Source organism: Phenylobacterium conjunctum, from assembly GCF_042679085.1.
GTDB lineage: Bacteria > Pseudomonadota > Alphaproteobacteria > Caulobacterales > Caulobacteraceae > Phenylobacterium > Phenylobacterium conjunctum.
Genome location: NZ_JBHTLQ010000051.1, coordinates 1 through 23,770, shown reverse-complemented (window position 1 = coordinate 23,770; position 23,770 = coordinate 1). Strand labels below are relative to the sequence as shown.

General features: G+C 68.9%; 21 protein-coding genes. 4 read left to right on the top strand and 17 right to left on the bottom strand.

The window, feature by feature from the left end; genetic code table 11:
• The coding region (moaA, locus tag ACFQ27_RS17145) for a GTP 3',8-cyclase MoaA (protein WP_377354452.1) at window positions 1-794 on the bottom strand (794 nt) is incomplete at its 3' end.
• A 235-nt stretch (window positions 795-1,029) separates the two neighbouring features.
• On the opposite strand from moaA, the gene ACFQ27_RS17140 reads away from it, so the two are divergent.
• Window positions 1,030-1,629: a TetR/AcrR family transcriptional regulator gene (locus ACFQ27_RS17140; protein WP_377354451.1), complete on the top strand. Its 600-nt coding sequence runs from the start codon at window positions 1,030-1,032 to the stop codon at window positions 1,627-1,629.
• Here the strand turns inward: ACFQ27_RS17140 and mobA are convergent.
• The 11 genes from mobA to ACFQ27_RS17085 are packed head-to-tail and all read right to left on the bottom strand — an operon-like array spanning window position 1,575 to window position 15,166.
• Entirely contained in the window at window positions 1,575-2,201 is a 627-nt protein-coding gene (gene mobA, locus ACFQ27_RS17135) for a molybdenum cofactor guanylyltransferase (RefSeq protein WP_374345553.1), read from the bottom strand. The genes ACFQ27_RS17140 and mobA overlap by 55 nt on opposite strands.
• The gene (locus tag ACFQ27_RS17130; protein WP_374345554.1) at window positions 2,198-2,863 is read right to left on the bottom strand and encodes a carbonic anhydrase; all 666 of its coding nucleotides are present in this window, start codon (window positions 2,861-2,863) and stop codon (window positions 2,198-2,200) included. The genes mobA and ACFQ27_RS17130 overlap by 4 nt, the downstream gene beginning before the upstream one ends.
• Window positions 2,860-3,426: a hemerythrin domain-containing protein gene (locus ACFQ27_RS17125; RefSeq protein WP_374345555.1), complete on the bottom strand. Its 567-nt coding sequence runs from the start codon at window positions 3,424-3,426 to the stop codon at window positions 2,860-2,862. Before ACFQ27_RS17125 ends, ACFQ27_RS17130 begins: the two co-directional genes overlap by 4 nt.
• Window positions 3,423-4,628 carry a hypothetical protein gene (locus ACFQ27_RS17120; protein ID WP_374345556.1) on the bottom strand — a complete coding sequence of 402 codons (1,206 nt, stop codon included), beginning with the start codon at window positions 4,626-4,628 and terminating at the stop codon, window positions 3,423-3,425. The genes ACFQ27_RS17125 and ACFQ27_RS17120 overlap by 4 nt, the downstream gene beginning before the upstream one ends.
• A 2-nt stretch (window positions 4,629-4,630) precedes the next feature.
• On the bottom strand, window positions 4,631-5,716 hold the full coding sequence (locus ACFQ27_RS17115; protein ID WP_374345557.1) for a peptidylprolyl isomerase: 1,086 nt from the start codon (window positions 5,714-5,716) through the stop codon (window positions 4,631-4,633).
• A 3-nt stretch (window positions 5,717-5,719) separates the two neighbouring features.
• A complete protein-coding gene (gene narI / locus ACFQ27_RS17110; protein WP_374345558.1) occupies window positions 5,720-6,433 on the bottom strand; it encodes a respiratory nitrate reductase subunit gamma in 714 nt (237 codons plus the stop codon).
• A 12-nt stretch (window positions 6,434-6,445) separates the two neighbouring features.
• Window positions 6,446-7,141: a nitrate reductase molybdenum cofactor assembly chaperone gene (narJ, locus tag ACFQ27_RS17105; protein ID WP_374345559.1), complete on the bottom strand. Its 696-nt coding sequence runs from the start codon at window positions 7,139-7,141 to the stop codon at window positions 6,446-6,448.
• Window position 7,142: 1 nt separating this feature from the next.
• Window positions 7,143-8,666 carry a nitrate reductase subunit beta gene (gene narH, locus ACFQ27_RS17100; protein ID WP_374345560.1) on the bottom strand — a complete coding sequence of 508 codons (1,524 nt, stop codon included), beginning with the start codon at window positions 8,664-8,666 and terminating at the stop codon, window positions 7,143-7,145.
• Window positions 8,663-12,394 carry a nitrate reductase subunit alpha gene (locus tag ACFQ27_RS17095; protein WP_377354448.1) on the bottom strand — a complete coding sequence of 1,244 codons (3,732 nt, stop codon included), beginning with the start codon at window positions 12,392-12,394 and terminating at the stop codon, window positions 8,663-8,665. The genes narH and ACFQ27_RS17095 overlap by 4 nt, the downstream gene beginning before the upstream one ends.
• Entirely contained in the window at window positions 12,391-13,809 is a 1,419-nt protein-coding gene (locus ACFQ27_RS17090) for a NarK family nitrate/nitrite MFS transporter (RefSeq protein ID WP_374345562.1), read from the bottom strand. The genes ACFQ27_RS17095 and ACFQ27_RS17090 overlap by 4 nt, the downstream gene beginning before the upstream one ends.
• Before the next feature lie 16 nt (window positions 13,810-13,825).
• Window positions 13,826-15,166: an MFS transporter gene (locus ACFQ27_RS17085; RefSeq protein WP_374345563.1), complete on the bottom strand. Its 1,341-nt coding sequence runs from the start codon at window positions 15,164-15,166 to the stop codon at window positions 13,826-13,828.
• A gap of 291 nt (window positions 15,167-15,457) precedes the next feature.
• Between ACFQ27_RS17085 and ftrB the strand changes: the two genes are divergently transcribed.
• Complete coding sequence (ftrB, locus tag ACFQ27_RS17080) at window positions 15,458-16,240, top strand: transcriptional activator FtrB (protein ID WP_374345564.1); 783 nt, start codon at window positions 15,458-15,460, stop codon at window positions 16,238-16,240.
• A gap of 175 nt (window positions 16,241-16,415) precedes the next feature.
• Here the strand turns inward: ftrB and ACFQ27_RS17075 are convergent, their stop codons facing one another.
• Window positions 16,416-17,579 (bottom strand): NnrS family protein, encoded by a 1,164-nt coding sequence (locus tag ACFQ27_RS17075; protein ID WP_377354447.1) that lies wholly within the window; start codon window positions 17,577-17,579, stop codon window positions 16,416-16,418.
• Window positions 17,580-17,681: 102 nt separating this feature from the next.
• Complete coding sequence (locus ACFQ27_RS17070; protein WP_374345566.1) at window positions 17,682-19,892, bottom strand: adenosylcobalamin-dependent ribonucleoside-diphosphate reductase; 2,211 nt, start codon at window positions 19,890-19,892, stop codon at window positions 17,682-17,684.
• Between the two features lie 186 nt (window positions 19,893-20,078).
• Here ACFQ27_RS17070 and ACFQ27_RS17065 point away from each other — a divergent pair, with 186 nt between their 5' ends.
• Window positions 20,079-20,573, top strand: a complete 495-nt coding sequence (locus ACFQ27_RS17065; protein WP_374345567.1) for a hemerythrin domain-containing protein — start codon at window positions 20,079-20,081, stop codon at window positions 20,571-20,573.
• Window positions 20,574-20,591: 18 nt separating this feature from the next.
• Here ACFQ27_RS17065 and ACFQ27_RS17060 read toward each other — a convergent pair whose 3' ends face one another.
• The 3 genes from ACFQ27_RS17060 to ACFQ27_RS17050 all read right to left on the bottom strand — a co-directional run bounded on the left by ACFQ27_RS17060 (window position 20,592) and on the right by ACFQ27_RS17050 (window position 22,796).
• On the bottom strand, window positions 20,592-21,779 hold the full coding sequence (locus ACFQ27_RS17060) for a molybdopterin molybdotransferase MoeA (RefSeq protein ID WP_374345568.1): 1,188 nt from the start codon (window positions 21,777-21,779) through the stop codon (window positions 20,592-20,594).
• On the bottom strand, window positions 21,776-22,312 hold the full coding sequence (moaB, locus tag ACFQ27_RS17055) for a molybdenum cofactor biosynthesis protein B (protein ID WP_374345569.1): 537 nt from the start codon (window positions 22,310-22,312) through the stop codon (window positions 21,776-21,778). Before moaB ends, ACFQ27_RS17060 begins: the two co-directional genes overlap by 4 nt.
• A gap of 136 nt (window positions 22,313-22,448) precedes the next feature.
• Window positions 22,449-22,796 (bottom strand): hypothetical protein, encoded by a 348-nt coding sequence (locus tag ACFQ27_RS17050; RefSeq protein ID WP_374345570.1) that lies wholly within the window; start codon window positions 22,794-22,796, stop codon window positions 22,449-22,451.
• 369 nt (window positions 22,797-23,165) lie between these two features.
• On the opposite strand from ACFQ27_RS17050, the gene ACFQ27_RS17045 reads away from it, so the two are divergent.
• The gene (locus ACFQ27_RS17045; protein WP_374345571.1) at window positions 23,166-23,393 is read left to right on the top strand and encodes a hypothetical protein; all 228 of its coding nucleotides are present in this window, start codon (window positions 23,166-23,168) and stop codon (window positions 23,391-23,393) included.
• Window positions 23,394-23,770: the final 377 nt, after the last annotated feature.

The following is a 23,770-nucleotide window of genomic DNA, read 5'->3' as shown; positions in this document are numbered from 1 at the left end:
CAGAAGTTATGGCTGAGCGGGGTGATGAAGCCCAGCCGGCCGCCGGTCTCGGCCACGCGGACATAGCGGGCCGGGCCACCGGTCTGGTGGTCGATGTCGGTGAGGGTCCAGAAGCTCTCCAGCTCGCGGCGAACGTCCTTCAGCGACAGGAACTGGTCGGTGCGGTCGACCTCGATCTCGCCCAGGGGCATGGCCTCGATCAGGGTCATGTCGCAGCCCCGGCCATGGGCCCAGGCGATCAGCTCGGGCAGCTCGCCGGCGTTGTCATCCTTCAGCGCCACGGCGTTGATCTTGACCTTCAGGCCGGCGGCCTGGGCCGCGTCGATCCCGGCGATGACCTGGGCGAGCTGGCCGCCGCGGGTCAGGGTGCGGAACAGCTCGGGCTTCAGGGTGTCCAGCGAGACATTGACCCGCCGCACGCCCGCAGCTGCCAGCTGGTCCGCGAACTCGGTCAGGCGCGTGCCGTTGGTGGTCAGGGTCAGCTCGTCCAGGGCGCCGGACCTCAGGTGACGGCCCAGGGATCCGATCAGGTCCATCACGCCTTTGCGCACCAGGGGCTCGCCGCCGGTGATCCGCAGCTTCCTCACCCCTAAGCCCACGAAGGCCGAGGCGATGCGGTCCAGCTCCTCGAGGGTCAGCACCTCCTTCTTCGGCAGGAAGGTCATGTGCTCGGCCATGCAATAGACGCAGCGCAGGTCGCATCGGTCCGTGACCGAGACCCGCAGATAGGTCACCGTGCGACCGAACCCGTCGATCAGGGCGGGGCCGCCAAAAGCCTGCGTGCGCGCGTCCAACCCAGCCGCCTCCGAAACGGCGCAAGGACGCGCCGGTCATGCTCCCCTTCTACCGCCCGGCTGGCGGCGAAAGAACCCGTCCGCGCCCCAAGTGCGCCAGCCAGGCGCTTGATAAGTTTCAAGTCCCGACAATCGCGGCGGCCGCCACAGGTTGCTGATTTTCGCGCGCGCCCGCGCAGACGCCGCAGGCGCAAGCGCCGCAGCCCCCGCCCTAGGCTTCCACCAGGAGGCCCAGATGACCAGGATCGTGACGGCGGCGAACCACGCCCGCGCGCACCGCAAGGCGGACTTCACCTGCGGCCAGTTGATGGACGCCGCGCTGCAGATCATTGCGCGCGAGGGACTTCATGCGGCGAGCTATGCGCGGATCGCCCAGCAGGCCGGCGTCGTTCGCGGTGTCATCTACTATCACTTCGCGGATCGCCCGGCCTTCCTGCGGGCGCTGCATGCCCATGTGGTCCGGCGGCGCAATGAGCGGCTGGCGGCGGTGGCCCAAGGCCCGATGGGGATGCGCTCCCCCTCGGCCCTGATCGACCTCTACTGGGGCCTGCTGCAGGAGCCGCCATTCCGCGCGCACGCCGAACTGGCCAAGGCTGCCAAGGGTGATCCTGGTCTATGGGCGATGATGGCCCGTGAAGCGCCGGTCTGGGGCCTGCCCGGCCTCGCCTTGGGCGACCCGGACAGTGACGGGCGGATGCTCCTGGCCATCCTGGCGTGCATCTCCAACGCCTCCGAGGAGGGAGCATCGCCGCATCAGCCAGGCAGGACGGCGATGCTCGACTATCTGAAGCGCCTGGTGGCGGCAGGCGTCCCGCAACTGGTCACGGCCGCCTGAGCCTGCGCCAGGTCTTGCGGGGTGTTCAGGTTGGCAAAGGCGGCCGGGTCCGGCCAGGCCGCCGTGACGCAGCCGACCTGCTCGGCGAACCCCCGCAGGGACGAACGACCCGTCGCGAGATAGGCGCCGATCTCCCCGACACAGGACGCCTCCCAGAGCGAGCAGGCCGGATGCAGCCGGTCGCCGGAGACCGCCAGGGCCGCCCGCGACCCAGGCGCCCCCTCCAGGGCCTCGCCCAGGCGGTCAGCCAGGTCTCGCGGCAGGTGTGGTGCGTCGCAGGGCAGCAACAGAAGACGCCGCGCCCCGACCTGTCCCGCAAAGGTCAGCGCCGCGGAGAGGCCCGCCATAGGCCCCTCAACATCGAGCGGGTCTGGCAGTTCAGGCGCCCGCAGGCCTTGGCCTGCCTGGCCGGTCCTTCGCACGGACACCGCCACGGACGGGGCGCGCTGAAGGGCGAAGTCTAGCGCCCAGTCGATCAGGGGGCGGCCTTTCAGCAGCCGCAAAGGCTTGTCGCCGCCCATCCGGCGCCCCTCGCCGCCAGCCAGCACCACCGCCGCCAGGTCCGAGGTCATCTGTGACGCCCGACGCGCGGGCGGGGCGGCGGCCGCCGCACGGCTCCGGTCACCAGCCGCTGGGCCGCGGCCGCGCCGCCGACACTGGTCTCCAGGTCCCGCAGCAGGCCGTCCTGGACCGAGTAGATCCAGCCATGGACCGACAGGGGCTGGCCCCGCCGCCAGGCGTCACGGACAAAGGGGTTGGCGGCCACGGCGGCCACCTGGGCCTTCACATTGCGCTCGCAGACATCGTTCACTCGGGCGTCGAAGTCGGCGATGGCCTCGAGCTCTCCGGCGTGCTCGGCGCACAGGCACGCGACCGGCTGCAGCCAGTGGTCGATGAGCCCATGCCGCTCCCCGCTGAGCGCGGCGCGCACCCCGCCGCAGCCATAGTGTCCGCAGACGATCACATGGCGGACCCGCAGGATCTCCACCGCGAACTGCAGCACCGACAGGAAGTTGGCGTCCTGGGGCGGGGCGAGATTGGCGACATTGCGGTGGACGAACAGCTCGCCCGGATCCAGGCCGACGATCTCGTTGGCCGGCACGCGGCTGTCGGAGCAGCCGATCCACAGGTAGTCCGGCGCCTGCTGGGCGGCCAGTCGGCGGAAGTATTCCGGGTCGCTGCGGGTGCGGGCCGCGGCCCAGCGCAGGTTCCGCGCGAACAGCTCCTCGATCACCGGTCGTCCTCGCACAGCACCCGGCCGCGGCGGGCCGCGAGCCGGCGGCTGAGCGCCTTGAGATCCTCCTGCGACAGGCGCAGGCGCGCGATCGGCAGGACGATGGCGTTCTCGAGCGCCAGATGTCGGCGCTCCTGGGCGGCGAACTGGCTCAGGTCGCGTCGGCGATCCATCTGGCCGCCCGGCGCCTCGCGGGCCTCCAGGCAGGCTTCCAGATGCTGGCGCACCTGACGGCCAAGGACCCCGTCAGCCTTGTGCTCGGCCGACAGCAGCCCCAGGATCCGTTCGAGGTCGTCTTCCGGCTGGCAGCGGCGGCGCAGCAGCGGGAACAGATCCTCTTCCTCGTCGATGATGTGGACGGGCGCCTCGTAGCGCAGGAAGTCCACCACCTCGCTCACCGCCGCGGCGTCGAAGAAAGTGGCCGCCGCCAGCTGATCGATGGCGTGGCACAGCTGGCGGTGCCGATAGTGCTCGGCGAAGAAGAAGCTGAGCGGATCGGCGACCAGGCTGTCGGGCAAGGGCTCGATGGCGCGGTCGGCGGCCTTGGCCGCATCCCTGGTCACAGCTTGAACTCCAGGTTGACCCAGACCTTGGTGCGGTCCGGATAGGCTGGACCGACACCGTCGAACCGCGCCGCCTTGGCCTCCAGGTTCAGGCGCTTGGTCAGCGGATAGGCCGCCAGCACGTCGAGTTCGGAGCCATAGGCCTGGGCGCCCTTGGCCGCCTCGAAGTTGTGGGCCGCCAGTTGCAGGCGCAAGGCCTTGCCGTTGGACAGCTTGACCGTCCGGGTCGCGCGCAGGTTCAGGTCGCGAACCCCGTTGCGCGGGGTGGTCAGGAAGACGTCGTCCCAGCCCTGATAGGCGTGGAGGGTCGCAAGCGGCGTCTGGAAGCCCTGGCGGCCATCGCCATCCAGCCGCTCATAGCCGAGGCTCACCGCGCCCTTGGCGGTCTTCAGCCCCAGGCCGGCGCCCAGATAGTCCAGGCTGAAGCTCGCTGGATTGGAGCCGTAGTCGCTCTGGCGCGCGTACTCGCCCTCATAGGTCAGGGCGCGCCCGTCGCCGAGGGGCCTGGAGCCCGCCAGGCGCAGGCCATAGGTGGCGCTGGACTGGGCAGGCGCATTGGCGAAGTCGAGCAGGAAGCCATAGGCGGTCAGCTGACCCGCCGGCGTCGCGGCGTCCACCTGCATCAGGTGGGATTGGCTGTCCCATTCGCCCTGGGGGCTGTCGGGGCCGAACACCCGATGGACCTTGTCCACATAGGCGTAGGTCGCGGTCACGCCCTTGGCCGGCTTGAGGTCGAGGCGGACGGCGTCGAAGGTTTGCTCGTTCTGGCGGAAGCCGACATTGCCGACGAAACGTGCGCCACCCAGGATGATGCGCTGGCGGCCGACCGTGACCCCGCCCTTGTCGCCGGTCCAGGCGACCTGCAGCCGGTTCAGCTCCGTCGCCTCGGGATCGGCGACCGTAGGATAGCGGGTCTTGCCGTTGATCGTACTGTTGTAGCGATCCGAGAGCACCAGCACGTTCTCGCCTTCCACCAGGGCCTTCAGCCCATGCCAGGCCGGGGTCTCGTAGCCGAGGCGGGTGCGCAGGGTCAGCGCCCCCGCTGTTTCGGGCAGGTTGTCCTGATCCACGCTCTCATAACGCAGGCGCTGTTCGAAGATGAGCTTGCCGGCGGGGGCGGCGGCGAAGGCGGCGCTCGGCGCCAGGAGGGCGCCGGCCATGATCGGCGCAAGACACTGAGCAGCACGGAAGGCGGCGGCCATGATCAGGCTCTCCTTTGGATGACGGTGAAGCGGCGCGGCTCCGGGGCGAGCTTGCCCCGCAGGATGGACGCGAGGGCCGCCAAGGCCGGGTCAGCCGCGCCCTGGGCGGCGGAGATCAGCTGGGTCCAGGCTTCATCGTCGGCGTCGGCGACAAAGGCTCTGGCCTGGCTTCCGACCCAGGTGGCGAGGGGCGTTTCGGCCTGGCCGGCGGCGGCTTCGACGCGCGCCAGGAGGGCCGGGTCGGCGGCCCCGAGCCAGGCGGCGAGGCGTCCCGCGGTGACGTCGGCCACCAGCAGCGCGCCCAGGGTGGCGCCGCCCTCCTCCGCCTCGCCGTCCGTCGCCTGGATCACGCCGTCATGGCGGGCCTGGTCGGCGAGGGCAGAGACATAGCGGGCGGCTGCGTTGGACCAGGCGCGGCCTTCGAGGTTCAGGCGAATGTTCGGCTCAACGTGTTCGAAGGGCAGAGCCCGCCCCTCGATCCGGCGATCGAGCCGCAGGACGTGCCAACCGAAGCACGACCGCACGGGTTCGGACGAGACCTGGCCCGGCTGCAGCCGCGCCAGCACCGCCTCGACCTCGCCCACCAGGTCGCCCGGCCCGAGCTGGCCCAGGGACCCGCCCACCGCGGCGGAGGAGCAGGCCGAGAGAGTCCTGGCCAGTTCGGCGAAACGGCCCGGCGCGCAGGCGAGGTCGGCGATCACGTCCAGGGCGGCTTGTCGGCCCTCGTCGCCTTCGGCCGCCAGCAGGATGTGCGAGGCCTCGACCAGGTCCGGGGTGCGGAAGCGCTCGGCCTGGATCTCATAGACCCGGCGGCACTCCGCCTCCGTCGGTGCCTCGACGGTCACTTCCAGGTCGAGGACGGCGCGGATCAGCGCCTCTTCCGGCGTCTCCTCGCGCCCTGCGGCGTCGATCTCCGGATCGGGCTCCAGGTCCAGTTGCCGGGCGCGATGCAACAGCAGGGCGCGGACGGCCAGGGCGTGCGCCGCCTCGGCCCAGGCCTGGGCCCCGTCCGAGGCGGGATGGTTCTGCGCCTCGCGGGCGATGAGGGCTTCGGGGATCTGGACCCCGCCGACGACCAGGCTGCGCATGGCTCAGCGCTCCCGTGAGATGTAGGTGGGACGGAAGGCCCGCTTAGAGCGGACCAGCTGCCAGCCGCGGCGGCCCATGTACCAGACGGGCGCCGAGAGCATGTGGACCAGGCGGGTGAAGGGGAAGACCAGCAGGATGGTCAGGCCCAGCACCAGATGCGCCTTGAACACCGGGGCGGCGTCGGCCACGTAGTCGGCGGCCCCGGCCCGGAAGCTGAAGATCCCCTGGGCCCAGTTCATGAACTTGACCATCTCGTGCCCGTCGCGGTGCTGCAGCGAGACCGGCAGGGTCGAGAGCCCGAGGACCAGTTGGGCGACCAGCAGGACCAGGATGGCGATGTCGCCAAAGCTGGAGGTCTTGCGGATGCGCGGGTCGGTAAGCCGGCGGTGCAGCAGGATGAGCGCCCCGGCCAGGCCGAAGGTCCCCGCGAAGCCGCCGGCGACGATGGCCAGCATCTGCTTGGCCGAGTGGGCCACGCCCAGGGCGTCGAACACCCAGATCGGCGTCAGCAGGCCGACGAAATGGCCGGCGAAGATCATCAGGACGCCCAGGTGGAACAGCACCGAGCCGACCATGAGCTGGCGCCGTCGCAGCAGCTGGGAGGACCCGCTGCGCCAGGTGTATTGCTCGCGGTCGAAACGGATCACCGAGCCGAGCGCCAGCACCGAGAGGGCGATGTAGGGATAGACCCCAAAGGCCAGCTGATTGAAATCCATGATGCTTCTCCCCTACTGGGCCGCGACCGCGGCGGGTGCGGCGGGCGACATGGCGCGGACCAGGGCCTCGGCCTTGGGACAGCCGGCTTCGCCAGGACCGAAGGTGACGGCGCTCTCGGCCCAGAGCTTGTCGAGGCCGGCGAGATCGTCCGGATCGTCGTCGGGTTCCTGCAGCAGGGCCGCCAGGGCGGCGGCGTCCGGCGTCTCCCCGGCCAGGGCGCCGAGGGCGCCGAAGACCGCGCGATAGGGACTGCCGCGCTTGTGCAGGCGCTCCGACAGGGCCGCCAGGACGTGGCTGGCCTCGGCCAGCAGCGAGGCGGCCTGCGCGTCCGGCAGGGTGCTCAGGAACTCCAGGAACACCGGCAGGTGGTCGGGCAGCTCGTTGGCCGACAGCTCCAGGCCGTGCTCGCGGTAAAGCTCCAGCAGGGCCACCATGGCCTGGCCACGGTCGCGGCTCTCACCGTGCACATGCTCGTAGAGATTCAGCGACAGGGAGCGGGTCCGGTCGAACAGCCAGACATACTCTTCCTGGCGCTCATAGAGGTCGCCCACCGCGATGGCGTGGGAGAGGCGGACCAGGGCCCGACGGATGGGCTCCGGCAGGGCGGCGTCCTCCGACAGGATCGCCGCGGCGGCGAGCAGTTCAGCCCGGACGGCCTCAGTCGGGTAGCAGAGCAGCAGCGCCAGGGCGCGATAGCTGAGGGACATCTCAAACCTCCATGAGGGGCTTGGCGCGGGAGCGCGGATTGCGGCCGAACAGGCCGAGTTCGGTGCGGCCGCCGGAGCAGCCGTTCCCGAAGCTGAAACCGCAGTCGCCCCGCAGGTCGTAGGCGTCCTCCACCACCTCGCGGTGGGTGGTGGGGATGACGAAGCGGTCCTCGTAGTTGGCGATGGCCATGTAGCGGTACATGTCCTCGACCTGGCCCGCGGTGAGCCCGACGCGCTCGGCCAGGCCATGGTCGATGCGGCCCTCGATGCTGCGGGCGCGCATGAAGGCGCGCATGGCCAGCATCCGCTCCAGGGCCAGGACCACAGGCTCCTCGGCGCCGGCGGTGAGCAGGTTAGCGAGGTAGCGGACGGGGATCCGCAGGCTGCGGACATCGGGCATGGCCTCGTCCGTCTCCAGGGCGCCGACGGCGGCGGCGTGCTGGATCGGCGACAGCGGCGGCACGTACCAGACCATCGGCAGGGTCCGGTATTCCGGGTGCAGCGGGAAGGCGACCTTCCAGTCGATGGCCATCTTGTAGACCGGGCTCTGGCGCGCGGCCTCCAGCCAGGCTTCCGGCACGCCATCGGCCCGCGCCTGGGCGATCACCGCCGGGTCATTCGGGTCCAGGAACAGGTCGAGCTGGGCCTGGTAGAGGTCCTTCTCGTCCGGCGCCGAAGCCGCGGCCTCGATCCGGTCGGCGTCATAGAGCAGCACGCCGAGATAGCGGATGCGGCCGACACAGGTCTCCGAGCAGACGGTGGGCTGACCCACCTCGATGCGCGGGAAGCAGAAGGTGCACTTCTCCGATTTCCCGGAGTCCCAGTTGTAATAGATCTTCTTGTACGGGCAGGCCGAGACGCACATCCGCCAGCCGCGGCACTTGTCCTGGTCAATCAGGACGATGCCGTCCTCCTCGCGCTTATAGATCGCGCCGGACGGACAGGCGGCCACGCAGGCCGGGTTCAGGCAATGCTCGCACAGCCTGGGCAGGTACATCATGAAGGTGTTTTCGAAGGCCCCGTAGATCTCCTTCTCGACGCCTTCGAAGTTGTAGTCGGCCGAGCGCTTGGCGAACTCCCCGCCCAGGATCTCCTCCCAGTTGGGACCCCACTCGATCTTCTCCATCCGCTCGCCGGTGATCTTCGAACGCGGGCGGGCGGTCGGGAAGGCCTGGACCTCGGGCGCGGTCTGCAGATGCGCGTAGTCGAAATCGAAGGGCTCGTAGTAGTCGTCAATCTGCGGCAGGTCTGGGTTGGCGAAGATCTTCGCCAGGATCCGCCACTTGGACCCCATGCGCGGCTCGATCTTGCCGTTGGCCTTACGCCGCCAGCCGCCGTTCCAGCGCTTCTGGTTCTCCCAATCCTTGGGGAACCCGACGCCCGGCTTGGTCTCGACGTTGTTGAACCAGGCGTATTCAACGCCTTCGCGATTGGTCCAGACGTTCTTGCAGGTGACCGAGCAGGTGTGACAGCCGATGCACTTGTCCAGGTTCAGGACCATGCCGATCTGGGCGCGGACTTTCATTGGGCGGCCTCCTTCTGGGACCGAGGCGCCTCAAGCCAGTCGACCTTGGTCATCTTGCGGACGACGACAAACTCGTCGCGGTTGGAGCCCACGGTTCCGTAGTAGTTGAAGCCGTAGGCGAGCTGGGCGTAGCCGCCGATCATGTGGGTGGGCTTGAGCACCACGCGGGTGACCGAGTTGTGGATCCCGCCGCGCTTGCCGGTGATCTGGGACCCCGGCGTGTTCACGATCTTTTCCTGGGCGTGGTACATGAAGGTCGTGCCTTCACGGATCCGCTGGGAGACCACCGCCCGCGCCGTCAGCGCCCCGTTGGCGTTGAAGACCTCGATCCAGTCGTTGTCGACGATCCCGGCCTTCGCCGCGTCCGTCTCCGAAATCCAGACCACCGGCCCACCCCGGTTCAGGGTGAGCATCAAGAGGTTGTCGGAATAGGTGGAGTGGATGCCCCACTTCTGGTGCGGGGTGATGAAGTTGAGGACGATCTCAGTCTCGCCGTTGGGCTTATGGCCCTTGACCCAGGTGGTCTTCAGGTCGACCGGCGGACGATAGACGCACAGCGCCTCGCCGAAGGCCCGCATCCAGGGGTGATCCTGGTAGAGCTGCTGGCGTCCGGTCAGGGTCCGCCAGGGGATCAGCTCGTGCACATTGGTGTAGCCGGCGTTGTAGCAGACGTGCTCGCTCTCCAGGCCCGACCAGATCGGTGAAGAGATGATCTTGCGCGGCTGGGCGAGCAGGTCGCGGAAGCGGATCTTCTCGTCCTCCTTGGGCAAGGCCAGGTGGGTGTGGTCGCGGCCGGTCTGCTTGGACAGGGCCGCCCAGGCCTTCACCGCCACCTCGCCGTTGGTCTCCGGCGCGAGGGTCAGGATGGTCTCGCAGGCGTCGATGTCGGTCTCGATCCGGGCCAGGCCTTCGCTGGCGCCCGGCTCGCGCACGGCGCCGTTCAGGCCGCGCAGCAGGTCCACCTCGTGCTCGGTGTTCCAGGCCAGGCCCTTGCCGCCGTTGCCGGCTTTGGTCATCAGCGGGCCGAGCGAGGTGAAGCGCTTGTAGAGGTTGGGATAGTCGCGCTCGACCACGGTGATCTGCGGCATGGTCTTGCCGGGGACCGGCTCGCACTCGCCCTTCCACCAGTCGCGCGGCTCATAGGGCTGAGCCATCTCGGCGGCGCTGTCGTGCTGGATGGGGGTCAGGACCAGGTCCTGCTCCACGCCCAGGACTTCCGGAGCCACCTCGGAGAACCGCTTGGCGATGACCTTGAAGATCTCCCAGTCCGACTTGGCTTCCCAAGCCGGGTCCACCGCCGCCGACAGCGGGTGGATGAAGGGGTGCATGTCGGAGGTGTTGAGGTCGTTCTTCTCGTACCAGGTGGCCGTGGGCAGGACGATGTCGGAATAGACCGCCGTCGTGCTCATCCGGAAGTCGAGGGTGACCAGCAGGTCGAGCTTGCCCTCCGGCGCCTTGTCGCGCCAGGCGACCTCCTCCGGCTTCTCGCGGCCGTCCTCGCCCAGGTCCTTGCCCTGGACCCCGTGCTCGGCGCCCAGCAGGTGCTTGAGGAAGTATTCGTGGCCCTTGCCCGAGGACCCCAGCAGGTTGGAGCGCCAGACGAACATGTTGCGCGGCCAGTTGGCCGGATCATCCGGGTCCATGCAGGACATCTCGAGGCTGCGCGCCTTGAGCTGCTCCACGGCATAGGCCTTGGGGTCCGCGCCCGCCGCGGCGGCGGCCTTGACCACCTCTAGAGGATTGGTCTTCAGCGCCGGCGCCGAGGGCAGCCAGCCCATGCGTTCGGCGCGGGCGTTGAAGTCGATCAGGGCGCCCGTGAAGGCGCTGGCGTCGGCGGTCGGCGACAGAATCTCGGCGGTCGACAAGGTCTCATACCGCCACTGGTCGGTGTGGGCGTAGAAGAACGAGGTCGAGTTCTGCTGGCGCGGGGGCCGCGACCAGTCGAGCCCGAAGGCCAGCGGGGCCCAGCCGGTCTGGGGCCGCAGCTTCTCCTGGCCCACATAGTGCGACCAGCCGCCGCCGGACTGGCCGACGCAACCGCACATCACCAGCATGTTGATGACGCTGCGGTAGTTCATGTCCATGTGGAACCAATGGTTCATCGCCGCGCCGATGATCACCATCGAACGCCCATTGGTCTTTTCGGCGTTGGTGGCGAAGCCGCGGGCGACCGCGATGATCTGGTCGCGCGGCACGGTGGTCACCGCCTCCGCCCAGGCCGGGGAATAGGGCTCCAGGTCGTCATAGGAGGTCGGCATGTGATCGCCGCCGAAGCCCTGATCGACGCCATAATTGGCCAGGAACAGGTCATAGACGCAGGCCACCAGGGCCTCGCCATCCTTCAGCTGCATCCGCTTGACCGGCACCTTGCGGGTCAGGACATCGGGGTGGTCGGTGGCCTCGAAACCTTGAGGCGCGACGCCGCCGAAATAGGGGAAACGCACCCCGGCGACCTCGTCATGGACGCCCTTCAGGCCCAGGCGCAGGGTGGTGTCACGCCCCTGCCCGTCCCGCTCTTCCAGGTTCCACTTGCCGTCCTGGCCCCAGCGGAAGCCGATGGAGCCGTTGGGGACCACGACCTGGCCGCTGGCCTCGTCGACGGCGACCGTCTTCCAGTCGGGATTGTTGGCCTCGCCCAGGTCGGCCTCGAAGTCGGCGGCGCGCAGCAACCGGTCCGGCGCGTAGCCGTCGCCCTGCGGGACCAGGCGGACCAGCATGGGCAGGTCGGTGTACTTGCGCACATAGTCGCGGAAGTACGGGACCTGGCGGTCCTGATGGTACTCCTTGAGGATTACGTGGCCGAAGGCCATGCCCAGGGCGGCGTCTGTCCCCTGCTTCACCGCCAGCCACAGGTCGGAGAACTTGGAGGCTTCGGAATAGTCGGGGCAGATCACCACGGACTTGGCGCCGCGATAGCGGGCCTCGGTGTAGAAGTGCGCGTCCGGCGTGCGGGTCTGCGGGACGTTCGAGCCCCACAGCAGCAGGAAGCCGGAATTGTACCAGTCGGCGCTCTCGGCGACGTCGGTCTGCTCGCCCCAGGTCTGGGGCGAGGCCGGCGGCAGGTCGCAATACCAGTCGTAGAACGACCCGCAGACCCCACCCAGCAGCTGCAGATAGCGGGCGCCGGCGGCGTAGGAGACCATCGACATGGCCGGGATCGGCGAGAAGCCGAACACCCGGTCCGGGCCCCAGCGCTTGATGGTGTGGGCGTTGGCGGCGGCGACGATCTCGGTCGCTTCCTCCCAGGTGGCGCGCACGAAGCCGCCTGAGCCACGCATGCGGGTATAGCTGTCGCGCTTGGCCTGGTCGGCCTGGATCGAGGCCCAGGCGGCCACCGGCGACAGGGTGGCCCGCGCCGCGCGCCACAGCTTCAGCAGCCGGCCGCGGATCAGCGGGTACTTCACCCGGTTGGCCGAGTAGAGGTACCAGCTGTAGCTGGCGCCCCGGGCGCAGCCGCGCGGCTCATGGTTCGGCAACTCGGGCCGGGTGCGCGGATAGTCGGTCTGCTGGGTCTCCCAGGTGACGATCCCGCCCTTGACGTAGATCTTCCAGGAGCACGAGCCCGTGCAGTTCACCCCGTGGGTGGAGCGCACGATCTTGTCGTGGCGCCAGCGGGACCGGTAGGCCTCTTCCCAGGCGCGATCCTCGTCATTGGTCACCCCGTGACCATTCGAGAACAGCTCGGTCTTGCGCGTGAAGAAGGCGAGGCGATCGAGGGTATGGCTCATGCCGCACGCTCCGACGGATTGGCTTGGGTCAGGGGACGAAGGATCGAGCCGCGGCGGGCGTAGAACAGCCAGTTCACGGCCACGCAGCTCAGGTAGAAGGCGAAGAAGACGAAGAGCGCGGTCTCGGGATGCCCGGTGGCCTTGAGGCTGTCGCCGAAGGCCTTGGGGATGAAGAAGCCGCCGAAGGCGCCGATGGCCGAGGAGAAGCCGACGATGGCGGCGGACTCGAGCTCGATCTGCTTCTGACGCTCCTCAGGCGTGGCCAGGGGGGCCAGCCGGGGCATGTCGTTGCGCACGATCGCGGGGATCATCTGGAAGGTCGAGGCGTTGCCGACCCCGGTCCAGAAGAACAGCCACATGATGCCGGCGAAGAAGAGCGGGAACGAGGCCTCGCCGCCGAAGCCGCCGACCGACTTCAGCAGCACCAGCACCCCGGCGCCGAGGGCCAGGAACACCCAGTGGGTGACGCGCTCGCCGCCGAACCGGTCGGAGACCCAGCCGGTCAGGGCCCGCGAGGCTGCGCCGACGAACGGCCCCAGGAAGGCGTACTGCAAGGCGTTGGCTTCGGGGAACAAGGTCTTGGTCAGCAGCGGGAAGGCCGCCGAGAAGCCGATGAACGAGCCGAAGGTGCCGACATAGAGCCAGCACATCAGCCAGTTGTGCTTGCGGCTGAACACCACGGACTGGTCGCGGAAGGACGCGCGGGCCGAGGCGATGTCGTTCATGCCGAACCAGGCCAGGGCGGCTGAGGCGACAATGAAGGGGATCCAGACGAAGCCGGCGTTCTGCAGCCAGACTTGGCTTTCGACGCCCTTCTCGATGGCGGTCTGCGGCGCGCCGACCACGGGTGCGAAGGCGCCCAGGGTGACGACAATCGGCACCAGGAACTGCATGACGCTGACGCCCAGATTGCCGACACCGGCGTTGAGGGCGAGCGCGTTGCCCTTCTCGCGCTTCGGGAAGAAGAACGAGATGTTGGCCATGGAAGAGGCGAAGTTGCCGCCGCCCAGGCCGCAGAGCAAGGCCAGGGTCACGAACACCGAATAGGGCGTCGCCGGGTTCTGGACCGCCAGGCCGATGCCGACCGCCGGGATCAGCAGCGACAGGCTGGAGAGCGTCGTCCACAGCCGGCCGCCGAACACCGGCACCATGAAGCTGTAGAAGATCCGCAAGGTGGCGCCCGACAGGGCTGGCAGGGCGGTGAGCCAGAACAGCTCGTCCGTGGTGAACTTGAAGCCGATCAGCTTCAGCTTGGCCACGACCATCGACCAGACCATCCAGACCGAGAAGGCCAGCAGGAGGTTGGGGACGGAGATCCACAGGTTGCGGTTGGCGATGGCGCGGCCCCGGTCATCCCAGAACTTGGGATCTTCCGGCCGCCAGTCGGCCAGCACATGTTTCGCATTGGAGGTCATAGGGTGCGCTCCAGTCTCAGGAGGCGGCGCGGGCTTGGCCCGCGTCAGGTGAAGGGTGAAGGCCGGCCATCTCCGGCAGCTCGGGCAGGGCCGCGAGCTCGGGGGTGCGGGCGCGTTCCATCCGGCGGATGGCGAAGTGCATCCAGGCCAGGGCCGAGGCCACCAGGGCGAACAGCAGCATGAAGCAGCTGGTCCAGACGCCGGTGAGGTCGTTCAGGGCGCCGAAGGCGATGGGCAGGACGAACCCGCCCAGGCCGCCGACCATGCCCACCAGGCCGCCGACCGCGCCGATGTGCTCCGGGTAGTAGACGGGGATGTGCTTGTAGACCGCCGCCTTCCCAAGGCTCATGGCGAAGCCCAGGCTGAACAACAGGATCACGAAGGCCGGCAGGCCGGTGGCCAGGCGGAAGCTGATCGGGCCGTGGACGCCGTCGACCACGTAGCTGGTGGGCGGATAGGACAGGAAGAAGGTGCAGATCACGCTCACCCCGAAGGTGACGTACATCACCCGGCGGGCGCCGATCTTGTCCGAGAGCCAGCCCCCGAAGATCCGGAACATGGAGCCGGGGATCGAGTAGGCGGCGGCCAGCATGCCGGCCGTGCGGATGTCGAGCCCATAGACCCCGACCAGGTAGTGGGGCAGCCAGAGGGACAGGGCGACAAAGGCCCCGAAGACGAAGAAGTAGTAGAGGGCGAACCGCCAGACCTGCAGCTTCATCAGGGGCGCAAGCTGCGCCGCCAGGGGCTCGGCCGGCGCCTTGGCGCTGCGCTGGGCCGCCAGCTGCGGCTCGTCGCGGGTGAGCAGGAAGAAGACCAGGGCGATGACTGCGAGCGTCCCCGCCCAGATCTGCGCCACCGCCGTCCAGCCATAGGCCAGCATCACGAAGGGAGCGGCGAACTTGGTGACCGCGGCCCCGACATTGCCGGCCCCGAAAATACCCAGCGCCGTGCCCTGCCGCGCCTTGGGGAAGAACTTCGACACATAGGCGACGCCGACGGCGAAGGAGCCCCCGGCCATGCCGACGCCGAGCGCGGCGACCAGGAACTGCGGATAGGTCTTGGCGTGGGAGAGCAGGAAGGTGGCCAGGGCCGCCGACAGCATCACCACCAGGTTGACCACCCGGCCGCCGTACCGGTCGCTCCAGACGCCCAGGCCGATGCGGACCAGCGACCCGGTGAGGATCGGCGTGCCGGCCAGCAGCCCGAACTCGGCCTCGGTGAGGCCCAGCTCCTTTTTGATCTGCACCCCGATGATGGAGAAGATGGTCCACACCGCGAAGCAGACGGTGAAGGCCAGGGTGCTCATCCCCAGCGCCATCCCGGCGCCCGGCGCCATCCTCTGCGTGTCCGTGCCCATGGACCTGCCCCCGAGTCGGCGACGCCCCATGCGCCACGGCTCGAGCCGCACTACTCAGAGAACACTCATGATCACCATTGACGCAGATCAATCATACGGCGGCGGATTGCGTATTTTTGACCCGATATACTGAACGTAAAAGCGAGCTTCTTTAGTCATCAATCGAATTATTACTTTCGATCAATTCACCTCTTGAAAAACGTCAAGCGGGCGATCTGCATTGCTTGATCCATGTCAAGGTGAGGCGGCGTCCGCCTGCGATGTTCCGATGGCAAGAAGGGGAGATTCCGAATGGCGATGCGTGAAGCGGACCTGGACAGGGTTCGGGCCCTGCCGATGTTTGCCGCCGCCTCGGACCGGACGTTCCAGTCCCTGACCGCTGGCGGGTTCCTGCAGAAGTTCCCGGCCGGGACGACCCTGCTGACCGAAGGCGACCCGGTGGACTTCCTCTATGTGCTGATCGAAGGCCAGGCGGAGCTCCAGGGCACGTGGAACGACAAGGAGACCACCCTGGCGGTCCTGCGTCCGGTCTCGACCTTCATCCTGGCCGCCGTGGTGCTGGACGCCGACGCCCTGATGACCGCGCGCACCATTGAGCGTTCCGACATCCTGATGCTGTCGGCTGAGGCCGTCCGTCGGGGCATGGAGGACGACGCAGCCTTCGGCCTGGCGGTCGCCCGCGAGCTCGCCGGCTGCTACCGCGGCCTGGTGCGCACGGTGAAGAACCAGAAGCTGCGCGGCGGGGCCGAGCGCCTGGCCAACTACCTTATGGTCGAACAGACCCGGCAAGGCGGCGGCCCGACCCTGATCCTGCCGCACGAAAAGCGCGTGCTCGCCTCCCTGCTGGGCATGACCCCCGAAAACCTGTCGCGCGCCTTCGCCAACCTGGCCGACTACGGCGTGGTGGTGCAGGGCCCTGAGGTGACCATCGCCCGGCCCGTGGTGCTCAATCGCCTGGCCAAGCCGGATCCGCTGATCGACGGCGCCGGGCCCGCGGGTGACCTGCTGGCCGGCGCAGCTGAGCTGGAGCGGACCGCCTCGGAAGCCCGCCGCAGCCAGGCGCGCTTCGGCTAACCCCACAGACAAGACCGACGCCGGGGGGATCCGGCGCCGGCAAGTCAAGCCGCGCTGGTCTCCGGGGCGGCAATCCGGGAAGGAAATCCCGCCCCATCGCGGAGACCAGACCCAGAGCCTAGGGCGGGTTCGGCGCGACCCCCATGACCCCGGCCAAAGCCGATCTTGATGATGCTCAAGCCGCCCGCCGGGGCAGGATCAGCATCGGCCCATAGCTGACGGCGAAGAGACCGAAGGCCGCCGTCCAGGCCAGGCCGGAGAGGCTGAGCAACGCCTCCGAGGCGCCCAGGCCCGCTGCAACCCGCAGGACCGCCGCGAGATTGGCTAGCCAGAAGACGGCGCGGGTCGCAGGCCCCGCCGTCCGCGGCCGCCCGGTGTGGCCAAGGCTCGCCCGCGTCATCATGGCCAGGGTCATGACCCCGACCGCGCCGGCGGTCAGGGCGTGCAGTCCCGCCGTGTACGGCACAAGGGGACTGAGGGCCGAGGCGCCCACGAGGACCAATCCGAGGCCCAGCCAGAGGTAGCCAAGGTGAAGCACCAGCACCAAGGGCTCGGACAGGGTGCGCAAGCCACCCCAGCCCGCGAGCCGCGCCAGGCTGAGCCCCCCGGCGATCACCAGGACGGCGCCCGCCAGCGGCTGTTGCGGCCAGAGCGTCCAGGCGGCCCCGCCGAGCGCACAGGCGATGACGCCGGCCAGGTCCAGCCGGGGCCGGGTGCGCACGGCGTCCGCCTCCCCGCGCGGCGCGAGCCAGTTGCGGGTGAAGCTGGGGGTGACCCGACCTCCGATCAGGGCGATCAGGGTTGCGGCCAGGGCGACGGCGGCGCGTTCCGCCGCTGGGACCGAAGCCTCCGGCAACAGATGGAAGGCCAGATGGGCCAGGGCCAGCAGGCTGACCATGGCGGCGACGCCGAGGTTGCGCCAGTTGCGGCCGGACAGGATCTCGCGCCAGATCACCCCGGCGAAGACCAGCAGGAACAGGCTGTCAAGCCCCCAAGCCCAAGGGCTAAGGGCCCAGGGGGTCACCATGGCCAGGCGTCCGGCGAGCCAGAGCGCCCAAAGTGCGGCGAGCGGTCGCCCCAGGACCGGTATGCGGCCTGTCCAGTTGGGCACGGCGGTCAGCAGGAAGCCCGCGACCACCGCCGCAAGGTAGCCGAACAGCATCTCGTGGGCATGCCAGACCCGGTCGATTCCGGAGGGCGGCATAAGGCCGATACGGGCCGTCAGCCACAGGGGAACGGTCAGCGCCGCCCACACCCCCGCAGAGAGGAAGAAGGGCCGAAAGCCGAAGCTGAACAGGGCCGGGCCGCGATAGGCCCTACGGTCGGCGGCGGTGGACATGGGGGCTCCTGTCGGACAGCGGGCGGAGATCCTAGCCCCCCGCGCGCGCCGAGCCCTTGAGCCCGGCCGCGTCGCGGCTTGTCAGCGATCAAGCCGACCGGGTCAGCCGCATTTTGAGTGCCCACAGGCCTGGCAGGTGTCGCAGCCCTCCTTGCGGATCAGGGCCGCCGCGCCGCAGGACGGACAGACCGCCGGGGCGGGTCCGATGGCCGCCGTCGCCGCGGCCTCGGTCACCGGCGACGCCGCACCGCCCAGATGGCGGGCGATCACCCCGCCGATCGCTGCCGGCAGCGACGGCACATAGCGGCCCTCCAGCCAGGCGCCGCCGCAGGGATCGAACACCGCCTGTAGCTCCTCGGCGACGAAGCCCACCTCCCCCGTGCGCCGGAAGACGGCCGAGATCATCCGGGTCAGGCCCAGGGTCCAGGCGTGGTGCTCCATGTTCTTGGAATTGACGAAGATCTCGAAGGGGCGGCGATGGCCCTCGTCGTCCACCGTGTCGTTCATCGTGACGTAGACGGCGTGCGCGCTCTGCGGCCAGCGGATCTTGTAGGTCGCCCCTTCCAGCCGCTCCGGCCGGGGCGAGAGGGCTGGCTCGGCGACCGACGCCTTGGCCGGCGCGGCGACGCTGAGCACCGACCCGGTCACCGCATTGGGCCGGTAGGTGGTCAGCCCCTTGCACCCCGCCTCATGGGCCGTGCGGTAGATGTCCTGGAAGGCCGAAAAGGCGATGTCTTCAGGGCAGTTGACGGTCTTTGAGATCGAGCTGTCGACCAGGGTCTGGGCCACCGCCTGCATGCGCAAGTGGTCGGCTGGGGCCAGCGTTTGGGCGCTGACGAAGACGTCCGCGGGCGGCGGGACATCGCCCTTGAGCCGCTTCCAGGTCGCCAGGGCGAAATCCTCCACCGGCTCCTCGCGGCTCGATCCGTCCGGCTGGCGCACCTTGCGGACATAGCTGTAGGCGAAGACCGGCTCGACGCCCGAGGACACATTGCCGGCCAGGAGCGAGGTGGTGCCAGTGGGCGCGATGGAGGTCAGGCAGCCATTGCGCAGACCCTGGGCGCGGATCAGGTCGCGGACGCTCTCGTCCAGGCCGAGCAGGTTGGGGCGCTCAAGGATCTGCGGATCATAGAGCGGGAACGGCCCCTTCTCGGCGGCCAGTTCGGCCGAGGCGCGATAGGCCTCGCGCTTGATCACCCCGAGCCAGCGGCGGGTCAGGTCCACCGCGCGCTCTCCGCCATAGGCGGCCCCGCAGAACACCAGGGCGTCCGCCAGGCCCGTAACACCCAGGCCAATGCGCCGCTTCGCCTTGGCCTCCGCCGCCTGGGCCTCCAGCGGGAAGCGCGAGACATCGATCACATTGTCCAGCAGACGCACACCGGTGCGGGTCAGCTCCGCCAGATCGGCCTCGTCCAGGGCGGCGTCGGGCTCGAAGGGCCGACGCACCAGCTTGGCCAGGTTGATCGAACCCAGCAGGCAGGCGCCATAGGCGGGCAGCATCTGCTCCCCGCACGGATTGCTGGCCAGGATGGTCTCGCAATAGGCCAGGTTGTTGGCGGCGTTCACCCGATCGATGAAGATCACGCCCGGCTCGGCGGCGTCATAGGTCGCGCGCATCAGCCGCGCCCAGAGATCGGCCGCGCGCACCACCTTCAGGACCTGGCCGTCGAAGACCAGGGGCCAGTCGCCGTCCGCGGCCAGGGCCGCCATGAAGGCGCCGCTGACCAGGACCGAGAGGTTGAAATTGCGGAACCGCGCGGGGTCGCGCTTGGCGTCGATGAAGGCCTCGATATCGGGGTGGTCGATGCGCAGGCAGCCCATCATCGCCCCGCGACGCTGGCCCGCGGACATGATGGTGCGGCACATGGCGTCCCAGACATCCATGAAGCTGAGCGGCCCGGAGGCGTCGGCCGCCACGCCGCGAACCGGCGCGCCGGTCGGGCGGATCGAGGAGAAGTCCATGCCCACGCCGCCGCCCTGTTGCAGGGTCACAGCGGCTTCCCGGACATGCTCGAAGATCCCGCCCAGGTCGTCAGGAATGGCGCCCATGACGAAGCAGTTGAACAGGGTCACCGCGCGCCCTGATCCCGCGCCGGCGATGATCCGGCCAGCGGGCAGAAAGCGATGCCCCTCCAGCGCACGATAGAAGCGCTCGGCGATGGTCTCGCGCAGCTCCGGCCGCTCGGCCTGGGCGGTGGCCTGGGCGATCCGGCGCCAGGTGTCCTCGACCTGCGGTTCCGCCCCTGCCTCCGGGCTGACGAAACGGTACTTGGCGGACCAGATCTCGCTGGCCAGGGGATTGTCGAAGGCCATGTGGGCGCTCTCCTTCAAGGGGAGCGAAAGCCTCGGCGAGTCGGTGCGGCGCCGGTCAGGGTGGTCACACAGCCGCAGGCCGGCGCAAACGGCGCCCGGCGAATTGCCCGACATCAAGCGCAGGTCGGACGGGCTTCAAGGCGCGGGTGGCGCCGGCGCGATAGGCTGCACGGCATAGGAGGTTCCATGCCCTGCCCCGCCGCGCCCGTTCTTGATCCGCCGGTCGGATCGGCGACGTCCTCCGCCGAGTTGATCGCGCATATCCTGGAGCGATACCATGTCGTCCATCTGGCCGAACTGGGGAATCTCGTTCTCCTGGCCCGCAAGGTGGAGGCTGTTCACGCCGAGCATCCGGCGACGCCGGCGGGGCTCGCGGACCACCTGTCCTTCATTCTGGATGACCTGTGCGGCCATCAGCGCAAGGAGGAGCAGGTGCTGTTCCCCATGATGCTGGACGGGGGTCATCCGATGATCGGCCACCCCATCGCCCGGATGATGGCCGAGCACCAGGACGTCGAGGCTCAGCTCGCCCGCCTGGCGGACCTGACCGCCGGCTTCACCGCGCCCGCCGACGCCTGTCGGTCCTGGCGCGCCCTCATCGAGGGATGCCGCAAGCTCGATACGGACCTGCGCGAGCACATGCGGCTCGAGAACGAGGTGCTGTTTCCTCGGTTCGCCTGAGCACACCTACCGAGCTGGTCAGAACGAGAGACACTCGACCGGCTCTCCCGCCGCCGCCCCACTTGCCCCGGGACGGCGGCGGATCAGGAGGTCGGCCTCGCACAGCGACCGTTGGGAGGCCGAGTCCTGCACCACCAGCATCTCGACACCGCCTGCGCCGCAGCGTCCAAGGGCGAAGGTCTCCCGATCCCCGGCGCACCCCACTGGCCCCGCCAGCGGCAGCCGGCGCCAGGCCCATGCGCGTTCGGGGTCCGCGCCTGCCAGGCCGGCGAGCAGGGGCGCCAGGAACAGCCGGGCGGTCACCAGGGCCGAGGTCGGATTGCCCGGCAGCCCGACGATGAAGGTCGCGCCCACCCGGCCGATCCAGATCGGCTTGCCGGGCTTCATCGCCACCTTGGCGAACAGGATCTCCAGGCCCAGCGGCTCGAACATGGCGCGAGCGAAATCCCGTTCCCCCACCGAGGCCCCGCCGGTGGTCACCACCACATCGGCGCCGGCGACGGCGGAGGCCGCAGCGGCCTGCAGGCTTTGAAGATCATCGCGGCAGCGGCCGCGGCTGACCACGTCCGCGCCCCAGGTCTCGGCCAAGGCGGCGACGCCGAACGACACGCTCTCGCAGATGGCGCCGGGCCGACCATGAAGGCTTCCGGGCTCCACCAGTTCATCGCCGGTCGCCAGGATCGCCACCCGGGGACGGCGCCAGACCTGCAGCGCGGCCTGGTCCGCCGCCGCAGCAGCCACGAGTCTTTGCGGGGTCAGGACCGCGCCGGCCGGAACCAGCACGTCGCCCGCGTGGAAATCCGAGCCGGCGGCGCGGACATGGCGTCGACCGATGACCGGCCCGATGAACCGGGCGGAACCTTCGAGCGCCTCGACCTCTTCCTGCATCACCACCCGATCCGCGCCCAGTGGCAGGGGCGCGCCGGTGAAGATGCGCAGACACGCGCCAGGCGGCAGAGGCGCGGGCTCCGGCGATCCCGCAAAGGACGCGCCGGCCAGGGGCAGCACGCAGGGCCCTGCTTCGAGATCTGCATCGCGGACCGCGTAGCCATCCATGGCCGAGACCGGAACCGCTGGGGCGTCGTGGGGCGCCACCACCGGGGCCGCCAACCTCCGGCCGGCGGCGCTGGCGAGGGGAACCGCTTCCGTCCCCAGCGGCCGGGCCGCCGAAACCACAAGCGCTCGGGCCTCCTCAACGCCGATCATGCGCAGATCCCCCGTAGGCGCGGGATCTGTCCGGCCAGGGAACAGGGGCGGAAGCGGCTGTCGAGCTCCTCGGCCAGGACAAGGTCCCAGGCGTCGCGGCAGGCGCCGGTGGAGCCCGGAACACAGAAGACGAAGGTCTCTTCGATCTGGCCGGCGAAGGCCCGCGACTGAAGGGTCGAGACCCCCACCGTCCCGTAGCTGGCCTGGTGGAAGACCACGGAGAAGCCCTCCATCGCCCGCCGGAACAGGGGCTGCAGCGCCTCGGGCGTCACGTCGCGGGGGGAAAAGCCAGTGCCGCCGGTGGTCAGGATCACCTCGACCTCGGGATCAGCGACCCAGGCCTGGACCTGCGCGCGGATGGCCTCGATCTCATCGTGGACGATGGCGCGGCCGGCCAGACGGTGGCCTGCGGCGGAGAGCCGATCCGCCAGCATCGCGCCCGACGTATCGGTCTGCGGCGTGCGGGTGTCCGAGATCGTCAGGACGGCGATCCCAAGCGGATAGAAGGGGCGATCCAGGTCGATGCCGGGCATTGGAAGTCCTCGTGGCGGGTGGAGAGGCCCGCCTGTCGGACTTAGCGGAACCCGGCCTTGCACGGATTGCCGAACATCAAGCCGCAGCCCGACGCCGGTCAGGACGCCAGGCTGCGGCGGATGATCACGACCGCGCTCAATCGGCCGTGATGGTCAGGTTCACCCAAGCGAGCTGGCTCGCGCCGCTGCGCTTGAGCGCCTGGAATTCCCCAAGTGTGCGGTCCATGGTCCGGGACGCGCACCAGTCCTGGTCGAAGGTGTCGAGCTCATAGTTGGCCACCGCATTGCGGCAGACGTGATTGGCGGCGACCCGAACCACCTGGCGCACCTGGCGATCCGTCAGGCCACGGACGGGAACGGTCACCGTCGTGGCGGCCCGGCCCGTCACCTCGACAGGCGCGATGGACTCGGCGGCGGCAGGGGCGGCGGCGGTCAGGGCGAGACCGGCGGCGGCGATCAACATGGCGAACTTTGAGACAGACATCAGAACCTCCTCTGAACACCTGGAGGTTAGATCGACTGACAGCTCGATCATTGGCTGAGGGTCAAAGCGCTAGGCTAAACCTTCATCGCTCAAGGATGACCAATGCGGGCTGCGGGCTCGCATCGCCGCAGAGCGCGAACTCGCCGGCTTTGACAAACCTCAAGTCTGGACCGGTTTGACACTCCGCTCCTAAGCTATTGGAAAGGCATGCGACCAGCTTGAGTGGTTTGGCAGTCCATCGGCCTCCGTCGTCGCAACGATGACGGCCGGCTGCAATGGGTGGTCGATAACTCGGTTCGGAATGGCATGCGGACCGTTTGGTCTAGAAGCGTCCGACCGGAAGAGCTCGGCCAAATCTCCTTCAGCAAGATGAAGCGGGTTGCGGACGCCCAGGTCGAGCAGGTCGTCACCTTCGACGGCTACTATGGCGGGCTGCTCAATTTCACGTTCACCGAAGGCGCTCGCCACCGCGACATGAAATTCGACTACGACGGCAAGTCGGAGAAGATGATCGGCATGCTGGGCAAGAAAATGCTCGTGCTGAACGCCGACTCTGTGGAGCTGCGCTACAAGTGGGTCGGAACCGATAAGCGCTGACCGACCAAAACGCCGGAGTCCCGGCCCGCCCTCGTCCCAGCCGATCTAGAGGCCAAGCTATGGCGTTCAGCACCCGAACCGGTTTCGTGAACCCGAACGGCCAGCAAGTCCTGGGGCCAACGGGCTTGGCCGGTACGGACCATGGCCAGAAGGTCTACGTTCTGAAGTGCCAACGCTGCTCGACCGAGTATGGCGCAAACGGCACCGATATCGCTCAACGTCGCTGCCCGAGCTGCGGCGGGGGTAGACCGGGCTTCCCGGTAACCAGCTCGGACATCATTGAGTTAGCGGTCGAACCCCTGACGTGACCCCCGTTTCTCATCCAGCCATAACGAGAGTCCTGGGTTGATGTGAGCCTTGCTCGGCTGATGTTGCAA

What these genes read in the sequence shown, in the direction of transcription:
- ACFQ27_RS17140 (WP_377354451.1), top strand. Translation starts at nt 1,030, where the DNA reads ATGACCAGGATCGTGACGGCGGCGAACCACGCCCGCGCGCACCGCAAG.
- mobA (WP_374345553.1), bottom strand. Translation starts at nt 2,201, where the DNA reads ATGACCTCGGACCTGGCGGCGGTGGTGCTGGCTGGCGGCGAGGGGCGC.
- ACFQ27_RS17120 (WP_374345556.1), bottom strand. Translation starts at nt 4,628, where the DNA reads ATGGCCGCCGCCTTCCGTGCTGCTCAGTGTCTTGCGCCGATCATGGCC.
- ACFQ27_RS17115 (WP_374345557.1), bottom strand. Translation starts at nt 5,716, where the DNA reads ATGCGCAGCCTGGTCGTCGGCGGGGTCCAGATCCCCGAAGCCCTCATC.
- narI (WP_374345558.1), bottom strand. Translation starts at nt 6,433, where the DNA reads ATGGATTTCAATCAGCTGGCCTTTGGGGTCTATCCCTACATCGCCCTC.
- narJ (WP_374345559.1), bottom strand. Translation starts at nt 7,141, where the DNA reads ATGTCCCTCAGCTATCGCGCCCTGGCGCTGCTGCTCTGCTACCCGACT.
- narH (WP_374345560.1), bottom strand. Translation starts at nt 8,666, where the DNA reads ATGAAAGTCCGCGCCCAGATCGGCATGGTCCTGAACCTGGACAAGTGC.
- ACFQ27_RS17095 (WP_377354448.1), bottom strand. Translation starts at nt 12,394, where the DNA reads ATGAGCCATACCCTCGATCGCCTCGCCTTCTTCACGCGCAAGACCGAG.
- ACFQ27_RS17090 (WP_374345562.1), bottom strand. Translation starts at nt 13,809, where the DNA reads ATGACCTCCAATGCGAAACATGTGCTGGCCGACTGGCGGCCGGAAGAT.
- ACFQ27_RS17085 (WP_374345563.1), bottom strand. Translation starts at nt 15,166, where the DNA reads ATGGGCACGGACACGCAGAGGATGGCGCCGGGCGCCGGGATGGCGCTG.
- ftrB (WP_374345564.1), top strand. Translation starts at nt 15,458, where the DNA reads ATGGCGATGCGTGAAGCGGACCTGGACAGGGTTCGGGCCCTGCCGATG.
- ACFQ27_RS17075 (WP_377354447.1), bottom strand. Translation starts at nt 17,579, where the DNA reads ATGTCCACCGCCGCCGACCGTAGGGCCTATCGCGGCCCGGCCCTGTTC.
- ACFQ27_RS17070 (WP_374345566.1), bottom strand. Translation starts at nt 19,892, where the DNA reads ATGGCCTTCGACAATCCCCTGGCCAGCGAGATCTGGTCCGCCAAGTAC.
- ACFQ27_RS17065 (WP_374345567.1), top strand. Translation starts at nt 20,079, where the DNA reads ATGCCCTGCCCCGCCGCGCCCGTTCTTGATCCGCCGGTCGGATCGGCG.
- ACFQ27_RS17060 (WP_374345568.1), bottom strand. Translation starts at nt 21,779, where the DNA reads ATGATCGGCGTTGAGGAGGCCCGAGCGCTTGTGGTTTCGGCGGCCCGG.
- moaB (WP_374345569.1), bottom strand. Translation starts at nt 22,312, where the DNA reads ATGCCCGGCATCGACCTGGATCGCCCCTTCTATCCGCTTGGGATCGCC.
- ACFQ27_RS17050 (WP_374345570.1), bottom strand. Translation starts at nt 22,796, where the DNA reads ATGTCTGTCTCAAAGTTCGCCATGTTGATCGCCGCCGCCGGTCTCGCC.
- ACFQ27_RS17045 (WP_374345571.1), top strand. Translation starts at nt 23,166, where the DNA reads ATGAAGCGGGTTGCGGACGCCCAGGTCGAGCAGGTCGTCACCTTCGAC.